This window comes from Streptomyces sp. B5E4 (genome assembly GCF_039871555.1).
Taxonomy (GTDB): Bacteria; Actinomycetota; Actinomycetes; order Streptomycetales; family Streptomycetaceae; genus Streptomyces.
In genome coordinates, this window is the sequence record NZ_JBDPMI010000004.1 from 38794 (window position 1) to 56703 (window position 17910).

Here is a 17910-nt window from a genome sequence, read left to right on the forward strand (position 1 = left end):
TAATACGCGGTACGCGGACGGACGTTCCCACCGTTCGGAATTTCCCATTCGAGTGGCCCGCGGACAGCCGGATCCGGCTGAAAGTCGATCACCGGACACACTGAAGTTTCGTACGTCTATGTCCGGTTCATTCAGGACAAACCTGGCATACGATGATGCCCGCTGACCTCGCTGCCCACCATCACCGTGCGGAAATTACCGATGCCGACTTCGAATTTACGGGCCCGACACTCGGACGCTAGGGTGCCGACGATGTTCCGATCCCCCCTCGACCCCAACCCGCCGGTGCGGTTCCGGGTTCCGCCGCCGGACTCGTACCTGGAGGCTTCGTGACCCATCTGCCGCAGACCGCGGCTCGTCCGGCCGGCGAATCCGGCAAGCCGAAGACCCGCGACCCCTTCTTCGACAACGCAAAGTACCTGGCCATCGTGCTGGTCGCACTCGGCCACGCGTGGGAGCCGCTGCGCGACGACAGCCGCGCCGCGTCCGCGCTCTACATGCTCGTCTACTCGTTCCACATGCCGGCGTTCATTCTCATCTCCGGCTATATGTCACGCTCGTTCGACCTCGGCCGCCCGGGGCGCGTGCAGCGGCTGGTCACCGGCGTCCTCGTGCCGTACGTGATCTTCGAGACCGCGTACACGTTCTTCAACCGCTGGGCGGGCGACGTCCCCGGCTACCGCATCAGCATCCTCGATCCGTGGTATCTGACGTGGTTCCTCATCGCGCTGTTCGTCTGGCGGATGACGACACCGCTGTGGAAGGCGGTGCGCTGGCCGGTGCCGCTGGCCCTGGTCATCGCCACCGCCGCCTCCATGAGCGACACCGTCGGCAACGACCTCGACCTGCAGCGCGTGCTGCAGTTCATGCCCTTCTTCGTCCTCGGTCTGATGCTCAAGCCGGAGCACTTCGACCTGGTACGCAGACGCGAGATGCGGCTGCTGTCCGTGCCCGTGGGCCTGATGGCCGCGGTCGTGGCGTACTGGGCGGTGCCGCGGATGAACGCCGGCTGGTTCTACCACCGCGACTCCGCACAGGAGTTGGGCGCGCCCATCTGGGCCGGTCCGGTGATGACGTTCGCGATGTTCGGCTGTGCGCTGGTGCTCACGGCGTGCTTCCTGGCCTGGGTGCCGCGGCGCACGATGTGGTTCACCGTGCTGGGCGCCGGCACGCTGTACGGCTACCTGCTGCACGGGTTCCTCGCCAAGGGCTCGCGCTTCTGGGGCTGGTACGACAACGACTTCGCGCACACGCCGCTGGGCGCCATCGCCGTGACGGCGATCGCGATCGCGATCATCACGGTGCTGTGCACCCCGCCGGTGCGGCAGATGTTCCGGTGGGCCATGGAGCCGAAGATGAACTGGCTGTTCAGGTCCGACGACGGCGGCGACCGCGGCGGCTCGCCGCGCGCGCAGCCGGCGGCGGCCGAGAAGACCCAGGAACCGGAGCGGGCGACCGCCGCCCGCTGACGTCCCGTACGGCACGCGGCCCGGGCCGCCCCTCCCCGTGGAAGGGCGGCCCGGGCCGCTCGCGTGCGCCTTCCGGTACGGGCCGCGCCCGGCGTCCGTCCGGCCGCGAGCCGTCAGCCGGCCGGCTCCGTCCGCCGCAGCGCCGCGCGGGCCGGCAGCACGGTGCCCAGCAGCCCCAGCCCCACGGCCCCCGCCGTGAACGCCGCGACCGTCAGCGGCGGCAGGTACGGATCCCCGCCGGTGATCCCGCGGACCATCGGCACCAGCGTCGCTGCCGCGATGGCCCCGCCCAGCACCAGGCCCGCGACCCCGACGAGCAGTCCCTCCCAGCGGATCATGCCCAGCACCTGGCGCCGGGTGGAGCCGATCAGCCGCAGCATCCCCAGCTCGCGGCGGCGGTCCAGCACCGTCATGACGAGGGTGTTGACCGCGGCGACGGCGGCGAAGCCGCCGAGCACGCCGGCCATGGTGAAGTTCGCCCAGCGGTTGAGGCTGCGGTCGACGTCCTGCTGCTGTACGTAGCCGGCCGCGTCGGTCACGGCGGTACCGGCGCCGCCCAGCGCGCCGAGGTCGGCGGCGTGACCGCCGCTGACCAGCAGGTCCGTGTCGTACCCCGCGGTGACGTGCCCCGCCAGCGCCGCGCGGTCCAGCGTCACCTGGGCGAGCCCCAGACCCCGCCCGTACGTGGCCACCACCTCGGCCTTCTCGGACGTGCCGTCCGGCAGCCGCAGCTCGACGCGCTCGCCGACGCCGACGCCCGCGGAGCGGGCCAGGTTCTCGTCGAGCGCCACCGTGCCGGTGCCGTGCAGCCGGTCGAGCGCCCCGTGGCGTACGTCGAGGTCCTGGACGCGGGCCAGCCCGTCGCCGGAGACGCCCTGCGCCGTCGCGCCCTGCAGCCACCGGTCGCCCCCGCCCCCGACCGGCACCAGCACCTCCGAGCGCAGCACGCCCACCGCCGCGTCCACCCCGGGCTGCCGCGCCGCGCGCTCGGCGGCGTCGGCGGGCAGCCCGGCGGGATGGGTGACGACGTGGTCGGCGGTGACGCCGTCGCGCTGCTGGGTCGCGGTGGCGTGGTCCTCGCTGGTGTGCATGAAGACCAGCACCGAGGCGAAGGCGGTCGCCAGCACGATCGGCGTGATCGCGGAGGCCAGCCTGCGGGCGTTCGTACGGGAGTTGGCGGCGGCCAGCTCCGCGCTGGCGTCGCCGGCGCGCAGCGGCAGGCCGAACAGCCCGGCGGCCAGCCGCGCGATCAGCGGCCCCAGGAGCGCGACGGCCAGCATGAACAGCATCACGACGCCGAGCGCCGCCTCCGCCGCGTCGTCCCCGGCGGAGCGGGCGGCGACGCCGCTGAGCAGGATGCCGCCGGCGAGGGCGCCGAGGCCGAGGACGGTACGGATGATCCCGGGGCGCAGCCGCTCCACGGACGCCTCGGTGAGGGCCTGGCCGGGCTTGGTCCTCGCCGGCCTGCGGGAGGCCGCCCAGCCGGCGGCCAGCGCGCTGAGCAGCGCCGTGCCCACGGCGACGGCGAGCGGGATGGCGGAGACGTGCAGGTCGACGGCGGCGGGCACGGCGTCGCGGTCCTTGAGCTGGCCGAACCACCAGGAGGCGAGCCCGATGCCGGGCAGCAGCCCGGCGAGCCCGGCGACCGGCGCGACGAGCAGCGCCTCGGCGGCCACGGAGCGGCGGATCTGCCGCGGGGTGGCGCCGATGGCCCGGAGGAGGGCGAACTCGCGCTTGCGCTGCGCGACGGAGAGGGCGACGGTGCCCGCGGCGGTGAAGACGGCGACGGTCGCGGCGATGCCGCCGAACGAGCCGCCGAGCCCGGTCAGCAGCTCCTCGGCCGCCGCGACCCCGGTGTCCTCCACGCCCCCGCGCGCGTCCCCGGTGTGCACCTGAGCCCGCTCCCCCACGGCGCCGCGCACGGCGTCGGCGAGCTGCCCGGCGCCGACACCCTCGGCGGCCAGCACGGCGACGGCGTCGAACCGCCCCGGGTGCCCGGCAGCCCGCGCGGCTGTGTTGTCGGCGAGGTGGACGGCGAGGTGGACGGCGCCGGAGGTCCGCGCCGACGCGGCGGCGATGCCGGAGACGCGGAACTCCTTCCGGCCGGACGGGAGTACGAGCGCGATCCGGTCGCCCACGTCCGCGCCCGCGGCGCGGGCCGTCGTGCGGTCCAGGACCACCTCGTCCGCCCCCGGTGCCGAGCCCGCGGTCAGCGCGGTGCCGGTGAAGGCGTGGGAGCCCCAGCCCTGCGCGGTGAGCGCGGGGCCGTCCGGCCCGCCCTCCGCCGCGGCCAGGCGGGTCGGGAACGTGACGTCGGGGACCGCTGCCGCGACGCCCCGGGCGGACGCGACGCGCTCCACCAGGTCCGCCCGCACCCGCGCCCGGTCCGGTACCTGCTCCGAGGCGTCGTACGCGCCGTCGCCGCTGCCCACCGTCATGTGCGCCCGCTGGTCCGCGGCGACCACCACCGGCGCGTTCGCGTACCGCTCCGGCGGCACCGAGGCCCGTACGCCCGTCTCCAGCAGGATCCCGCACGCCGACACGATCAGCGCCGCCATCATCAGCGCGACGAACGTCCCGGCGAAGCCCGCCGGACGGAACCGGAGCGCGGCCCGCGCCAGCCCGTTCGTACGCGCCCGCGCCCCCGCCCCGGGCAGCCCGCCGCTCACGCCGCCGGCTCCGCCGCGCGGCCCGCGCCCCGCGGGTCCAGCGTCGTCATCCGGGTCGCGACCTGCTCCGCCGTCGGCCGCTGGAGGCTGCCCGCCAGGGCGCCGTCGGCGAGGAACAGCGCCACGTCCGCGTACGACGCGGCCACCGGGTCGTGCGTGACCATGACCACCGTCGCACCCAGCGCGTCGACCGCGTGCCGCAGCAGCGCCAGGATCTCCGCCGCCGTGCGGGTGTCCAGCGCCCCCGTCGGCTCGTCCGCGAAGATCACGTCCGGCCTGGTGACCAGCGCGCGGGCGATCGCCACCCGCTGCTGCTGGCCGCCCGACAGCTCCGCGGGACGCCGCCTGCCGTGCGCCGTGAGGCCGACCTGCGCCAGCACCTCCGCCGCCCGCGCGTGGTCGGCGCGCAGCCCGGCGAGCCGCATCGGCAGCAGGACGTTCTGCGAGACGGTCAGCGACGGCAGCAGGTTGAACGCCTGGAAGACGAACCCCAGGCGGCTGCGCCGCAGTTCGGTGAGCTTGTTCTCACCGAGCCGCGTCAGCTCCGTACCGCCGAGGAGCACCGAGCCCGCGGTGGGCCGGTCGAGCCCCGCGGCACACTGCAGGAGCGTGGACTTGCCGGATCCCGAGGGGCCCATGACGGCGGTGTACGTGCCCCGGGGCAGGGCCAGGTCGATGCCGCGCAGCGCGTGGACGGCGCCGGCGCCGCGGCCGTAGCGCCGTTGTACGCCGCGTAGTTCGACGGCGTGGCCGGGGGCGGCGGGCGCCCCGTGGTCCTGCCGCTCTCCCCTGGTCCGCAGCCGCATGTCGTCCGCCCTTCGTCCGCGCCGTGCACCGGGCACCGTGGTCGTGACCGGGGCCGTTGCCCCGGTCGTCGTGCTCTCGACGCTACGGAGCGGGGCGGGGCCCCGGCCATGGCGGCTACCGGCGGACGCGGGGTGGGGTTAACCCGAGGTGGCGCGGGGGGACGGGCCTTCGACGGGCGGTGGGCGGGCGGCCGAAGAGCGGGGAAACCGTGCCCGACGGATTAATTGCCAGGGCAACAATGAGGTAAAGTAAGTAAAGGGCTCAGGTCCCGGAACGGCCGTCCCCACGACCCCGGGAGGAACCCATCGGACACGCAGACACCTTGATTGCCATGGGCGGCGCCTTCATGGCGGCCGCCATTCTCGCCCGTATCGGCAGCCGCATCGGGCTGCCCACCATCCCGCTCTTCATCCTCGCCGGCATCCTGCTCGGCCCGAACACCCCCGGCATCGTGCTGGTCAAGGACCCGCACGACTTGGAGATGCTCACCGCTCTGGGCCTCGTCCTGCTGCTGTTCTACCTCGGTCTCGAATTCCACATGGACGACCTGAAGTCGGGCGGTCGCCGCATGGCCGTGGCGGGCGGCATCTATCTGCTGCTCAACGTGGGCGCGGGACTCGGCTTCGGCTTCGCACTCGGCTGGGGCACGTCCGAGGCGCTGGTGCTGGCCGGTGTGCTCGGCATCTCCTCGTCCGCGATCGTCACGAAGATCCTCGTCGACCTCGGCCGGATCGGGAACGGCGAGACCAAACCGATCCTCGGCATCATCGTGATCGAGGACATCTTCCTCGCCCTCTACCTGGCCGTGCTGCAGCCCGTCCTGTCCGGCGCGGAAGGCCCCGGCGAGGCCGTCCTGCAGGCCGGCAAGGCGATGGCGTTCCTGCTGGTCCTGGCGACCATCGCGCGCTTCGGCACCAAGGTCGTCAGCCGGCTCTTCGACACCCGCGACAACGAACTGCTCGTCATCTCCTTCCTCGGCGCCGCGGTGCTGGTCGCGGGGATCTCGGAGTGGTTCGGGGTGGCGGACGCCATCGGCGCGTTCATGGTCGGCCTGATGCTCGGCAGTACGACGTCCGCGGAGCGGATCCGTACGCTCGTGCACCCGCTGCGGGACGCCTTCGGCGCCATCTTCTTCTTCGGCTTCGGGCTCTCGATCGACCCGGGCGACCTGCCCTCGGTCGCGGCCCCGGTCGCCCTCGCGGTGCTGCTGACGATCGTGATGAACGTGAGCGCGGGCCTGGCCGCCGCGAAGCTGTACGGGTTCGGGGCGCTGCCCGCCTCGAACATCGCGCTGACGCTGCTGGCCCGCGGCGAGTTCGCCCTGATCCTGGCCACGATGGCGGCCACGGCCGGGCTCGACCGCCGCCTGTCGCCGTTCATCGCCGGGTACGTGCTGGTGCTCGCCGTGCTCGCGCCGCTGGCGGCGGGACGGTCGCACTGGCTGGCCCGCATCCTGCCCGGGGGCAACCCGCCCACAGGCACGGCGGCACTGGAACCGGAGCCGGAGCCGGCCGGCGCCAAGTGACCGCGGGGACCGGGGCGTACGCGCGCGACGGCGATGCGCGAGCGCCCCGGTCCCGGCACGTCCGCCCGCCCCGGGCGGTGTGCCCGGCGGTCCGGCGGGACGGGCCGCGCACCCGGGCCCGTACGCCTCACTCGCGGCAGATCAGCAGCAGCGCCCGGTCGTCCTTGACGTCCTTGGCCACCTTCTCGATCAGATGCCAGGCCGCGCCCCGGAACGTCCGCGACGCATAGAGGTCCGCCTCGCCTATCAGCCGGTCCATGCCCTCGGTCAGATCCCGGTCCGGCGCCTCGACCAGGCCGTCCGAGAACAGCATCAGCACGTCCCCGCGGCGCAGCGTGCCCTTCAGCGGGTCGAACTGCGCCTCCTCCACCACGCCCAGCAGCGGCCCCTCCGCGCCCTTCTCCTCCCAGCGGCCCGTGCCGGCGCTGAGCTGCACGCCGGGCACGTGCCCGGCCGAGAACAGCTCGTAGTCCCCGGATTCCAGGTCCAGCACCAGGTGCACGGAGGTGGCGAAGCCCTCCTGCCATTCCTGGCGCAGCAGATAGCCGTTGGCGGCGGGCAGGAAGTCGTGCGGCGGCAGCGAGCCGAGCAGCCCGCCGAAGGCGCCGGAGAGCAGCAGCGCCCGGGACCCGGCCGCCATGCCCTTGCCGGAGACGTCGGTGAGCACGGCCTCCAGGATGTGGCCGCCGTGGGTGCGGGAGGCGACGACGAAGTCGCCGGAGAAGGACTGGCCGCCGGCCGGGCGCAGCGACATCTCCGCGTGCCAGCCGCGCGGCAGCCGGGGCAGCTTGCTCTGCACCCGGATCCGCTCGCGCAGGTCGAAGAGCATCGTGCCGCCGCGCCGCCACGGGACGCCCACGCGGCTGCGGAACTGCGCGACGGTCAGCCCCGTCAGGCCCACCGAGGCGATCACGAGCACGGTGCCGGGAGTGACCCGGGCCGGGCCGTCGGCGTACGGGCCGAGGAGCATCGCCTCGACGATGAGCGCCGTGGCGGACCCGGCGTACAGCGCCAGGAGGCTGGCGGGGCGGAGCACCAGGCCGCCGATGAAGATCGGCAGCACCAGCGCGGCGGGTGAGACCCAGGCCGGCGAGAGGATCGTGCCGGCGGCGAGCGCCGGGATGGTCAGCAGGAGGACGACGAGGGCGAGCCAGTCGGAGCCCTCACCGCGGAAGTAGTCGACTCCGGCCCTGCGCACGCCGACCCGGACCCGGTGCAGCGTCTTGTGCCACCGGGCCGCTTGCGAGGTGGAACCCGCACCTCCGGCCATGCCCCGGGACCCTATCCACCCGCCGCGCCGGGCGTCGATTCACGGCGTGCCGACCGCACTCTTCGGGCGGCACTGCCGGAATCGTATGCGAATTCACGGAGTTTTGAACGAAGGAGGGCCTGCGCGGACGCAGTTGGGACGAGGGTCACGTGGGCTGGCATGTGGGGCACCAGAAGAGGTTGCGCGCGGCGAGCGTGGCGGTGCGTACGTCGGTGCCGCAGAGGTGGCAGGAGCGGCCCGCGCGGCGGTAGACGTAGACCTCGCCGCCGTGCTCGTCGACGCGCGGCGGGCGGCCCATCGCCTCGGGCAGGTGCTCCGGCCGTACGGTGTCGATGCGCCCGGTGCGGACGCCCTCGCGCATCAGCACCGCCAGGTCCGCCCAGACCGCCTCCCAGGCGGCGCGGCCGAGGTCGCGCCCCGCGCGGTACGGGTCGATGCCGTGCCGGAAGAGGACCTCGGTGCGGTAGATGTTGCCCACGCCGGAGATCACCCGCTGGTCCATGAGCAGGGTGGCGACGGGCGCGCGGCTGCGCGAGATCCGCTCCCACGCGGCCTCGCCGTCGTCGCCGGCGCGCAGCGGGTCGTCGCCGAGCCGGGCGTGCACGGCGTCCTTCTCCTCCTCGGTGACCAGCTCGCACGCCGAGGGGCCGCGCAGGTCGGCATAGCCGGCGCCGGTGGCCAGCCGCAGCCGGACGGCGCCGACCGGCGGGGGCGCGGGGCCGTCGCCGAAGCCGACCTTGCCGTAGATGCCGAGGTGGACGTGGAGGTGGCCGACGGGCCCGAAGCCGAGGAAGAGGTGCTTGCCGTGGGCGTCGGTGCCGGTGAGCCGGCAACCGTCGATGAGCGCGGCCCCGTCGGCGAACTTGCCCTGCGGGCTGGCCGCGCGGACCGCCCGGCCGCCGAAGCGGACGCCGTACTCGACGGACAGGCGGTGGATGGTGTGGCCCTCAGGCATACGCCCCCTCTCGGTCCTGTCCTGTTCCGCTCGTCCCGGCCGTCGGGCCCGGTGCGGCCGCTACGGCTGCGGGTGGTGCGCCGGTACGTCGGGGAGCTTGCCGCTCTGCTCGTACGCGCCGAGCATGTCGATGCGCCGCTGGTGGCGCTCCTCGCCGGTGTACGGGGTGGCGAGGAACACCTCGACGAAGCTCGTGGCCTCGTCGCGGGTGTGCATCCGCGCGCCGACGCTGACGACGTTGGCGTCGTTGTGCTCGCGCGCCAGCCGCGCCGTCTCCTCGCTCCACGCCAGCGCCGAGCGCACGCCCGCGACCTTGTTGGCGGCGATCTGCTCGCCGTTGCCGGAGCCGCCGATGACGACCCCGAGGCTGCCGGGGTCGGCGGCGGTGCGCTCGGCGGCGCGCAGGCAGAACGGCGGGTAGTCGTCGGCGGCGTCGTAGATCAGCGGGCCGCAGTCGACGGGCTCGTGCCCGTGCTCCCGGAGCCAGGCGAGGAGGTGTTCCTTGAGTTCGTAGCCGGCATGGTCGCTGCCGAGGTACACGCGCATGGCCCGGAGTCTACGGGCCCCGGGTCAGCCCCGGTGCGCACGCCCGGCGAGGTGCCACGCGGCCGGCAGCGCACCCATCGCGAGGGCGGCCTTCAGGGCGTCGCCGAGGAGGTACGGGGTGAGGCCGAGGGAGACCGCCTCGCCGAGGGGGACGTTCAGCGAGAACGCCAGATACGGCACGCCCACGGCGTAGATGACGACGCTGCCGAGGACCATCGTGCCCGCCGTACGCCACACGTCGCGGTCGCCGCCGCGGCGGGCCAGCGCGCCGACGGCCCCGGCGGCGAGGAGCATCCCGAGGACGTAGCCGAACGAGGGCATGCCCCAGCCCGAGGAGCCCTCCGCGAACCAGGGCATCCCGGCCACGCCGGCGACGGCGTAGAGCAGGAGCGAGAGGAACGCCCGCCCGGTGCCCAGCGAGGCGCCGACGAGCAGCGCGGCGAAGGTCTGCCCGGTGACGGGCACCGGCGAGCCCGGTACGGGCACGGAAAGCTGCGCGGCGGCGCCGGTGAGCGCCGCGCCGCCGGCCACGAGCGCGATGTCGCGCAGCCGGGCGCGGGCCGCGGTCGAGGCGGGCAGCACGTCGGCGAGTACGGCGCCGGGGCGCGCGTGGTGCGGGGAGGAGACGGCGGCAGTGCTCATCGGGTTCTCCGGTCTCGGTTCGCGGGTCATCCACGGGGTACGGGGACGCTCGTACGCTAGCCGACGGCCTCGGGCCGATCACGGTGGAAAGGTGCCAATCCACGCCGCACATACCTGTCACTCCCCCGCACCCCCGCGGCTACCGGCCCCGGGGCCGTGATTCCGGCATCCGAGCAGGTCACGTGAGATACGCCACACCGTGATCGGGTTTCGTGCCGGGCCAACTGCCCGGCCGTACGCCCGACTCCCGCTGTGGAACCCCTCCAACGCCGGCTCGCCGGCCGCGGCGCGCGCCCGGCGCGGTGCCGCAGACTGAATCGTCCCCACGCACTACCCCCAGGACACGAGCATGAGCGCATCCCCCCACGCCGACGGCGGCGCCGCCGCCCCCGCGGGCGCCGTGAGCGGCGCCGCCCCCGCCGACTCCCCCGCCGACGCCACCACACCGGCCGCCGTCCCCGTACCGTCCGACCTGGGCACCGGCCTCAAGCAGCGCCACCTGACGATGATCGCCCTCGGCGGCGTCATCGGCGCCGGCCTCTTCGTCGGCTCCGGCGCCGGCATCGCCGCCGCCGGCCCCGGCATCGTCCTCGCGTACGCCGTCTCCGGGCTCCTCGTCATGCTCGTGATGCGGATGCTCGGCGAGATGTCCGCCGCCCACCCCGCCTCCGGCTCCTTCTCCGTGCACGCCGAGCGGGCGCTGGGCCCGTGGGCCGGGCTCACCTCCGGCTGGATGTACTGGACGCTGCTGGGCGTCGCCGTCGCCGCCGAGGCCATCGGCGCCTCGCAGATCGTCACGGGCTGGCTGCCGGGCACCGAGTCCTGGATGTGGGTCCTGCTGTTCATGGCCGTCTTCTGCGTCACGAACCTGGCGGCGGTCGGCAACTTCGGCGAGGCCGAGTTCTGGTTCGCCGGGCTGAAGGTCGCGGCGATCACCGCCTTCCTCGCCCTCGGCCTGCTCGCCGTGCTCGGCCTGCTGCCGGGCACCGGCTCGCCCGGCACCGCGAACCTCACCGGCGACGGCGACGGCTTCCTGCCGAACGGCTCCGAGGGGCTGCTCGTCGGCCTGCTCGCCTCCGTCTTCGCGTACGGCGGGCTGGAGAACGTGACCATCGCCGCCGCCGAGTCGGAGCACCCGCGGCGCGGCGTCGCCCGCGCGGTGCGTACCGCGATGTACCGCATCGCGATCTTCTACGTCGGCTCCATGCTGGTCGTCGTCGCGCTGATCCCGTGGGACGACCCGGCGGTCAGGTCCGGCCCGTACGCCGCCGCGCTCGACCACCTCGGCATCCCGGCCGCGGGACAGGTGATGAACGTCGTGGTGCTGGTGGCGCTGCTGTCCGCGATGAACGCCAACATCTACGGCGCCTCGCGCATGGCGTACTCCCTGGTCGCCCGCGGCCAGGGCCCGCGCTTCCTCGGCAGGCTGACCCACCGCGTGCCGCGCCGCGCGGTCGTCGCCACCTGCTCCTTCGGCTTCGCCGCCGTGCTGCTCAGCTACCGCTGGCCCGACACGCTCTTCCAGTGGCTGCTGAACATGGTCGGCGCCGCGATCCTCGTGGTCTGGGCGTTCACCGCCGCCGCCCAGTTGCGCACCCGCCGCCGGCTGGAGCGCGAGTCACCGGAGCTGCTGACGGTACGGATGTGGGCGTACCCGTACCTGACCTGGGCGGCGCTGGCGGCCATCGGCGGGATCCTGGTGCTGATGCTGCGCGAGCCGGACTCCCGCACCCAGTTGCTGACCACGGCGGGTCTGACGGTGGCGCTGTCCGTCGTGGGCCTGGTACGTCAGCACCGCCGCGGGGGTACCCGCATGACATGATTTCGCCATCGGACCTGCGAGACGAAGGAGTCACCCCGTGCCCGGTGAGAACCTGACCCGCGAGGAGGCCCGGGAGCGCGCGCGGCTGCTGGAGGTCGAGGCGTACGAGGTCGAGCTCGACCTGCGCACGGCGGTGGCCCCCGCGCCCGAGCCCTTCCGGTCGGTGACCACCGTGCGGTTCCGGTGCGCCCAGCCGGGCGCGGCGACCTTCCTCGACCTGATCGCGCCTGACGTGACCGCGGTGACCCTCAACGGCCGGGACCTCGACCCCGGGGCGGTCTTCGACGGCTCGCGGATCGAGCTTTTCGACCTGGCGGCGGAGAACGAGGTCGTGGTCGACGCGCGCTGCGCGTTCAGCCGCACCGGCGAGGGCATGCACCGCTTCGTCGACCCGGAGGACGGCGAGGTCTACCTCTACACGCAGTACGAGCCGGCCGATGCCCGCCGGGTCTTCGCCACCTTCGAACAACCCGACCTCAAGGCCCCGTTCACCTTCACCGTCACGGCCCCCGAGCACTGGACGGTGCTCTCCGGCGGCGCGCTGACCGGCCGTCCCGAGCGGCACGCCGATACCGCCGGGACCGCCTCCGCGACCTGGCGGTTCGAGCCGACCAAGCCGATCTCCACGTACATCACGGCCGTCGTCGCCGGCCCGTACGCCTACCTCGAGGACCGCTACACGCGCACGTTCGACGACGGCCGGGAGCTGGTCGTGCCGCTCGGCGCGCTGTGCCGCAGGTCGCTCGCCCGGCACTTCGACGCCGACGACGTCTTCACCGTCACCAAGCAGGGCCTGGACTTCTTCCACGACCACTTCGACTACCCCTACCCGTGGGGCAAGTACGACCAGGCGTTCGTGCCGGAGTACAACATCGGCGCGATGGAGAACCCCGGCCTCGTCACCTTCCGCGAGGAGTTCGTCTTCCGCGGCAAGGTCACCGACGCGGCGTACGAGCGCCGGGCGAACGTCGTGCTGCACGAGATGGCGCACATGTGGTTCGGTGACCTGGTGACCATGGAGTGGTGGGACGACCTGTGGCTCAAGGAGTCGTTCGCCGACTACATGGGCGCGCTGGCGCTCGCGGAGGCCACCCGGTTCACCGGGAGCTGGATCACCTTCGCCAACCGCCGCAAGGCGTGGGCGTACCGGGCCGACCAGTTGCCGACGACGCACCCGATCACGGCCGACATCCACGACCTGGAGGCGGCCAAGCTCAACTTCGACGGCATCACGTACGCCAAGGGCGCCGCGGTGCTCAAGCAGCTCGTGGCGTACGTCGGCCGGGACGCCTTCATGGAGGGCGCCCGCCGCTACTTCAAGCGGCACGCCTTCCGCAACACCCGCCTCGACGACCTGCTGGCCGCGCTGGAGGAGACGTCCGGCCGGGACATGTCGGCGTGGGCCGGGCCGTGGCTGCAGACCGCCGGCGTCGACACCCTCACGCCGCAGGTGACGTACGACGCCGCCGAGCGGATCACCGAGCTGGCGATCCTGCGCGAGGGCCCCGGGACCGGCCCGGGCGCCCCCGCCCCTGCGCCGCGGCCGCACCGGGTGGCCGTCGGGCTGTACGGGCAGCCGGACGCCTCCGGCGAGCTGGTGCGCTACGCGCGCGCCGAGGTCGACGTGACCGACGGGCACGCGGTCGTCACGGAGCTGGCCGGGCAGCCGCGCCCGGTGCTGATCCTCGTCAACGACGACGACCTGACCTTCTGCAAGGCCCGCTTCGACGAGGACTCGCTCGACGCCGTGCGCGAGCGCCTGGGCGACGTCTCCGACCCGCTCGCCCGCGCCCTGCTGTGGGCCGCCGCCTGGGACCTCACCCGCGACGGCCTCATGCCCGCCCGCGACTACCTCGACCTCGTGCTGCGCTTCGCCGGCCGCGAGTCCGACATCGGCGTGCTCCAGGGCCTGCACCAGCAGGCGCACTACACCGTCGACCACTACGCCGCCCCGGAGCACCGCGCCGCGGCCGAAGCGGCCCTCGCCGAGGGTGCGCTGGGCGAGCTGCGGCTCGCGCCGCCCGGCAGCGACCACCAGTTGGCGTGGGCCCGCTTCTTCGCCTCCGTCGCCGGTACGGAGCAGGACCTGCAACTGCTCCGCGGCCTCCTCGACGGCCAGGCGAAGATCGACGGGCTGGACGTCGACCAGGAGCTGCGCTGGGAGGTGCTGCTGCCGCTCACCGCCCACGGAGTCGCCGACGCGGCGGCCGTCGACGCCGAACTGGCCCGCGACGACACCGCGTCCGGAAAGCGCCACCAGGTGCGCTGCCTGGCCGCCCGGCCGGACGCGCGGGTCAAGGAGGCGGCGTGGCGGGCCGTCGTGGACTCCGACGAGCTGTCCAACGCGATCGTCGAGGCGACGATCTCCGGCTTCACCCGGCCCGGCCAGCGGGATCTCCTCGCGCCGTACGCGCCGCGCTACTTCGCGGCGATCGAGCGGATCTGGCGGGAGCGGACGATCGAGAGCGCCATGGCGGTCGTACGGGGCCTCTACCCGGCGCTGCAGGCGTCCCGGGGGACGCTGGAGGCGACGGACACGTGGCTGCGCGAGACCGACGGCACGGCGCCGCCGGCGCTGCGGCGGCTGGTGGGGGAGGCGCGCGACGACCTGGCGCGTGCGCTGCGCGCGCAGGAACGCGACGGGCAGGAGTGAGCCCCGAGGGCCCGGCCTGTACAACGGCGACGGCTCTCCTGCTCGACAGTCGAACGTGTGCCCTTTGGCCCCGGCTTGTCCGTATTCTTCGACGGCCGTGTAACAGCGGTTAGGGGAGGGCCGGCCGCCGGGAATCCAGGGGCCATGAACATGAACTCGCCCTCCCCCGCACCGCTCAGCCCGCGCCCTCTCCACCACGCCGCCGGCGCCCGCGGCCAGGTCATGACCGCCCGGCAACTGCGCGAGCACGGCGTCGCCGGCGCCGACGCCGCGCAGCGCTGCCGCCCCGGCGGCCCGTGGCAGCAACTCCTGCCCGGCGTCTATCTGCTGCACGCCGGGCCACCGACGCCGGAGGAGCGGCTGCACGCGGCCCTGCTCTACGCCGGCCGGGCACCGGGCCGCGCCACCGTGCCCGGCCAGACCCGCGGCACAGCCGCCTCGGCCCCGGCGCGGGACGCGGTGCAGGATCCGTACGACGACGCGATGATCACCGGGCTCGCGGCGCTCGCGCTGCACGGCTTCGCCGCCGCACCGCCGCTGCTCGCGCTCGACCGGATCGACGTCCTGCTCCCCCGCACCCGCCGGCTGCGCTCCACCGGTCTCGCCCGCCTCGTCCGCGCCCACACGCTTCCCCGCCCCGACCGCATCACGGGCCTGCCCGTGGCCCCGGTCCCCCGCGCCCTCGCCGATACGGTCGCACTCCTCACCGACGCCGCCGACGTGCACCTGCTGCTGACGGAGGCGGTCCGCGGCGGGCACTGCGAGGCGGCGGCGGTGGTACGCGAGCTGAGCCGGGCCCGGCTGCTGGGCCGCGCGCACGTGATCGACGCGGTCGACACCCTGATCGCCGAGGGCCGCGCGCTGGCCGAGGGCCGCCTGTACGCCATGGTCCACACCCACGCCCTGCCGGACCCGCTGTGGAACGTCGACCTCCGGCTGCCCGGCGGCCCGCACCTCGGCGGCGTCGACGCCTACTGGCCGGACCACGCGGTCGCCGTGGAGATCGACGCCCGCGCCCCGCGCCGTACCTCGCACGACGAGGAGGCGCTGTGGTCCCCGTACGCGAAGAAGCGGGAGACCCTGGAGCGTCTGGGCATCACGGTCGTCCACGTCACCCCGCGGGGGCTGCGCGAGACGCCGGAGCAGCAGGCGGAGGTGGTACGGGCCGCGATGCTGGCCTCGGCGGAACGGGAGCAGGCCACGCACGTGGTGGTCCTGCCGCGCTGACCGCGCCGCACCGGCGTCATCGCTGGTGGGAAGGGATATCGGGGCGTCGTCGTTGTTGCCGTCGAGGATGCGGACAACCGACGAAACGGGAGTGGCCCCGATGTCCTTTCCGGCGTATCCGGACACGATCGAGGACAGGACCGGCCTCACGCCGCGTCAGTTCGTCGAGCTGGCGCGGGAGCGCGGCTTCGACGATCCGGCGGCCAAGGCGGGCCCGATCCTGGCGTGGCTGACGGAGGACTACGGTCTCGGCCGCGGGCACGGGATGGCGCTGGTGCGCGTGATCAAGAAGGGCCCGCAGATCGATGCCAGGCACGTCGGCTCCAGCGGCCCGCACCGCGACGAGTCCGGCACCCTCTGGCTGGACGGCAGGGCCACCCGCCCCTGACCGCCGCGCCCCCGGCCCGCCGCGCGGCGGGCCGGGCGCCGGCGGCCGAAGTGGCGGGGATGCGGGGGTCAGCGGGTGCGCAGCAGTTCGGTGTTGCGGTCCGTCTCCAGGCCCGACAGGGCGCGGCGGCGCGGGGAGTGCGGGGCGTTCAGGGCCAGCTCGCGGTAGAGGGACGCCAGGCCCGCCTGGCCGAGTTCGCCGCCGTCCGCGCGGTACGGGGCCGCCGACTCGATCAGCGTCGTGAACAGCGACAGCGTGCCATCGCCGTTGTCCGTCAGCTCCACCACCCGGGCCAGTTGCGGAAAGTCCACGTGCGAGGCGGTGGTGATCTCCCACAGCCCGCCGGAGGCGTCGCCGTGCGGGCTGATCTCGTTGCGGTGGCTGTGCCCGTTCACCCAGGCGACCACGTTGCGGTGGGCGAGCAGCACTTCCAGCAGCTCCGCCCCCGTGTGCCGCTTGTCGTCCGGCCGGGAGGGGTCGGGTGTCGTGTTGTTCATCGACTTGCTGGTGTGGTGACTGAAGACGACGACGTACGAGTCCGCGTGCCGTGCCAGTTTCTGCTCCAGCCAGCGCAACTGCGCCGTGCCCAGCGAGCCGCGGTAGTCGCCGCCCTGGTCGGTGGTGTCCAGGCTGATGCCGACGACGCCCGGTCCGCTCTCGCCGAGGACGAAGTCGTAGTACAGCTCGCCGGAGGCGCGGTGGGCCTCCGTGTAGCCGTGGCCCACGGGCCCCGCCCCGGTGAAGCGCTCCTGGAGGTGCGCGGCCGCGTACTCCTGCGCCGTGAACGGCACCCGCCGCTCGTCCGCCGTGACCGTACGCATCAGATGCCGGTGGGTGCGCAGCATCTCGGCGAACGCCTCGCCCCGCGGGTCGGTGCCCGCGCGCAACGCGTCGAAGAGCGGCGCGGCGATCGACTCCGGCAGCGTCATCAGCTTCCGGTCGCCGGCCGCGTACTCGGCGAAGTACGGCTGGCGGGCCGCGTAGCAGCCGCCGGGCAGCAGGTCGTGGTTGCCGACAGTGGAGTACCACGGCAGGTGCAGCCCGGGGCTTGCGACCTCCTGGATCGCCGCATCGAGGAAGCCGTCGACGCGCGGGAAGCCGAGTGCCTTGTCGGCGTCGCGCAGGGGGCTCTCCGGGTGCCAGTAGCGGTCGACGCCGCTGTTCTGCACGCCCTCGTACGACCGGGGGTCACCGCTGTTGGGCACGATCCGGCCGCCGCTCATGGCGGTGAGGTACCACTCCAGCTCCAGGCCGTTGTTGTTGTCCGTGTTGTCGCCGGTGGTGACGGCGCAGCCGAGGGCGAGCCCGGTGGCGGGCCCGGTGGTCAGCGAGTTGACCCGCTCGATGAGCGCGACCGCGCCCGGCACGCTCAGCGCCTCCTGCGGGCGCCAGCCGTCGCCCTCGCGCTCGCGGAAGTACTCCGAGCGCAGCGGCGTCTGCACGTCCACGATGTGCAGGTCGGTGAGCTGGACGAAGGCGGCGAGCGCGGTGCGTGTGTCCGTGCGCCGCGCGCCCGCGGCGCCCAGTTCCGCGCGTACGACCCGGGGCCAGCCCGCGCCCTCCGTCAGGTGCCGGTAGCCGCCGGACCCCACGGCCGTCGCCGTCGTACGGATCGTGGTGCCCGCCGACGACGGCGCGGGCGGCCCTGCGGGCGCCGGCCCCCGGGCGCCGGCCCGCGAGGCCAGGGCCGGCGGCCCGGCGGACCGCGCGGTCGCCTGCGGCTGGCCGGGGCCGAGGGCCAGCCCGAGCCCGGCGGCCGCACCCGCGGCCCCGGCGGCGCCCAGGAGGACGGCGCGCCGGCCGGGGCGCGGAGGCCTGGTGGACGTGCTTTCGCGGTGCATCAGCGCTCCTGGAGGGATGAGCGGGAGGCTTCGGCGCGGGCGGGTCACCCGTACACTCGGAGCCTTGGCACGCCGGGTGACCTGCTACTTAACGCA

General features: G+C 74.2%; 13 protein-coding genes. 6 read left to right on the forward strand and 7 right to left on the reverse strand.

Translation table 11 applies throughout. The annotated features are described in order from the left end of the window. Positions 1–329: 329 nt before the first annotated feature. Complete coding sequence (locus ABGA99_RS07460) at positions 330–1469, forward strand: acyltransferase family protein (RefSeq protein WP_347576510.1); 1140 nt, start codon at positions 330–332, stop codon at positions 1467–1469. Positions 1470–1582: 113 nt separating this feature from the next. Here ABGA99_RS07460 and ABGA99_RS07465 read toward each other — a convergent pair whose 3' ends face one another. Both ABGA99_RS07465 and ABGA99_RS07470 read right to left on the reverse strand, forming a co-directional pair. Beyond that, positions 1583–4138 carry an FtsX-like permease family protein gene (locus tag ABGA99_RS07465; protein ID WP_347582352.1) on the reverse strand — a complete coding sequence of 852 codons (2556 nt, stop codon included), beginning with the start codon at positions 4136–4138 and terminating at the stop codon, positions 1583–1585. Continuing rightward, on the reverse strand, positions 4135–4944 hold the full coding sequence (locus ABGA99_RS07470; RefSeq protein ID WP_347576512.1) for an ABC transporter ATP-binding protein: 810 nt from the start codon (positions 4942–4944) through the stop codon (positions 4135–4137). Before ABGA99_RS07470 ends, ABGA99_RS07465 begins: the two co-directional genes overlap by 4 nt. Positions 4945–5276: 332 nt before the next feature. On the opposite strand from ABGA99_RS07470, the gene ABGA99_RS07475 reads away from it, so the two are divergent. Next, the gene (locus ABGA99_RS07475; protein WP_347576513.1) at positions 5277–6470 is read left to right on the forward strand and encodes a cation:proton antiporter; all 1194 of its coding nucleotides are present in this window, start codon (positions 5277–5279) and stop codon (positions 6468–6470) included. Positions 6471–6597: 127 nt separating this feature from the next. Here ABGA99_RS07475 and ABGA99_RS07480 read toward each other — a convergent pair whose 3' ends face one another. From ABGA99_RS07480 to ABGA99_RS07495, 4 genes are all read right to left on the reverse strand, one after another. Continuing rightward, positions 6598–7740, reverse strand: coding sequence for a PP2C family protein-serine/threonine phosphatase (locus ABGA99_RS07480; protein WP_347576514.1), 1143 nt, complete (start codon positions 7738–7740; stop codon positions 6598–6600). Positions 7741–7885: 145 nt separating this feature from the next. Further along, positions 7886–8695 carry a DNA-formamidopyrimidine glycosylase family protein gene (locus tag ABGA99_RS07485; RefSeq protein WP_347582353.1) on the reverse strand — a complete coding sequence of 270 codons (810 nt, stop codon included), beginning with the start codon at positions 8693–8695 and terminating at the stop codon, positions 7886–7888. A 60-nt stretch (positions 8696–8755) separates the two neighbouring features. Next, positions 8756–9241 (reverse strand): ribose-5-phosphate isomerase, encoded by a 486-nt coding sequence (locus ABGA99_RS07490; RefSeq protein ID WP_347576516.1) that lies wholly within the window; start codon positions 9239–9241, stop codon positions 8756–8758. 24 nt (positions 9242–9265) lie between these two features. Continuing rightward, positions 9266–9883, reverse strand: a complete 618-nt coding sequence (locus ABGA99_RS07495) for a biotin transporter BioY (protein WP_347576517.1) — start codon at positions 9881–9883, stop codon at positions 9266–9268. A gap of 349 nt (positions 9884–10232) precedes the next feature. Between ABGA99_RS07495 and ABGA99_RS07500 the strand changes: the two genes are divergently transcribed. The 4 genes from ABGA99_RS07500 (at position 10233) to ABGA99_RS07515 (ending at position 15973) form a co-directional block, all read left to right on the forward strand. Continuing rightward, positions 10233–11705 (forward strand): amino acid permease, encoded by a 1473-nt coding sequence (locus ABGA99_RS07500; RefSeq protein ID WP_347582354.1) that lies wholly within the window; start codon positions 10233–10235, stop codon positions 11703–11705. Positions 11706–11742: 37 nt separating this feature from the next. Next, positions 11743–14358, forward strand: coding sequence for an aminopeptidase N (pepN, locus tag ABGA99_RS07505; protein ID WP_347582355.1), 2616 nt, complete (start codon positions 11743–11745; stop codon positions 14356–14358). A 144-nt stretch (positions 14359–14502) separates the two neighbouring features. Then, the gene (locus ABGA99_RS07510; protein ID WP_347576520.1) at positions 14503–15585 is read left to right on the forward strand and encodes a hypothetical protein; all 1083 of its coding nucleotides are present in this window, start codon (positions 14503–14505) and stop codon (positions 15583–15585) included. Between the two features lie 100 nt (positions 15586–15685). Further along, on the forward strand, positions 15686–15973 hold the full coding sequence (locus ABGA99_RS07515) for a DUF4287 domain-containing protein (RefSeq protein ID WP_347576521.1): 288 nt from the start codon (positions 15686–15688) through the stop codon (positions 15971–15973). A gap of 68 nt (positions 15974–16041) precedes the next feature. Here ABGA99_RS07515 and ABGA99_RS07520 read toward each other — a convergent pair whose 3' ends face one another. Beyond that, positions 16042–17814 (reverse strand): TIGR03767 family metallophosphoesterase, encoded by a 1773-nt coding sequence (locus tag ABGA99_RS07520; RefSeq protein ID WP_347582356.1) that lies wholly within the window; start codon positions 17812–17814, stop codon positions 16042–16044. Between the last annotated feature and the right edge of the window lie 96 nt (positions 17815–17910).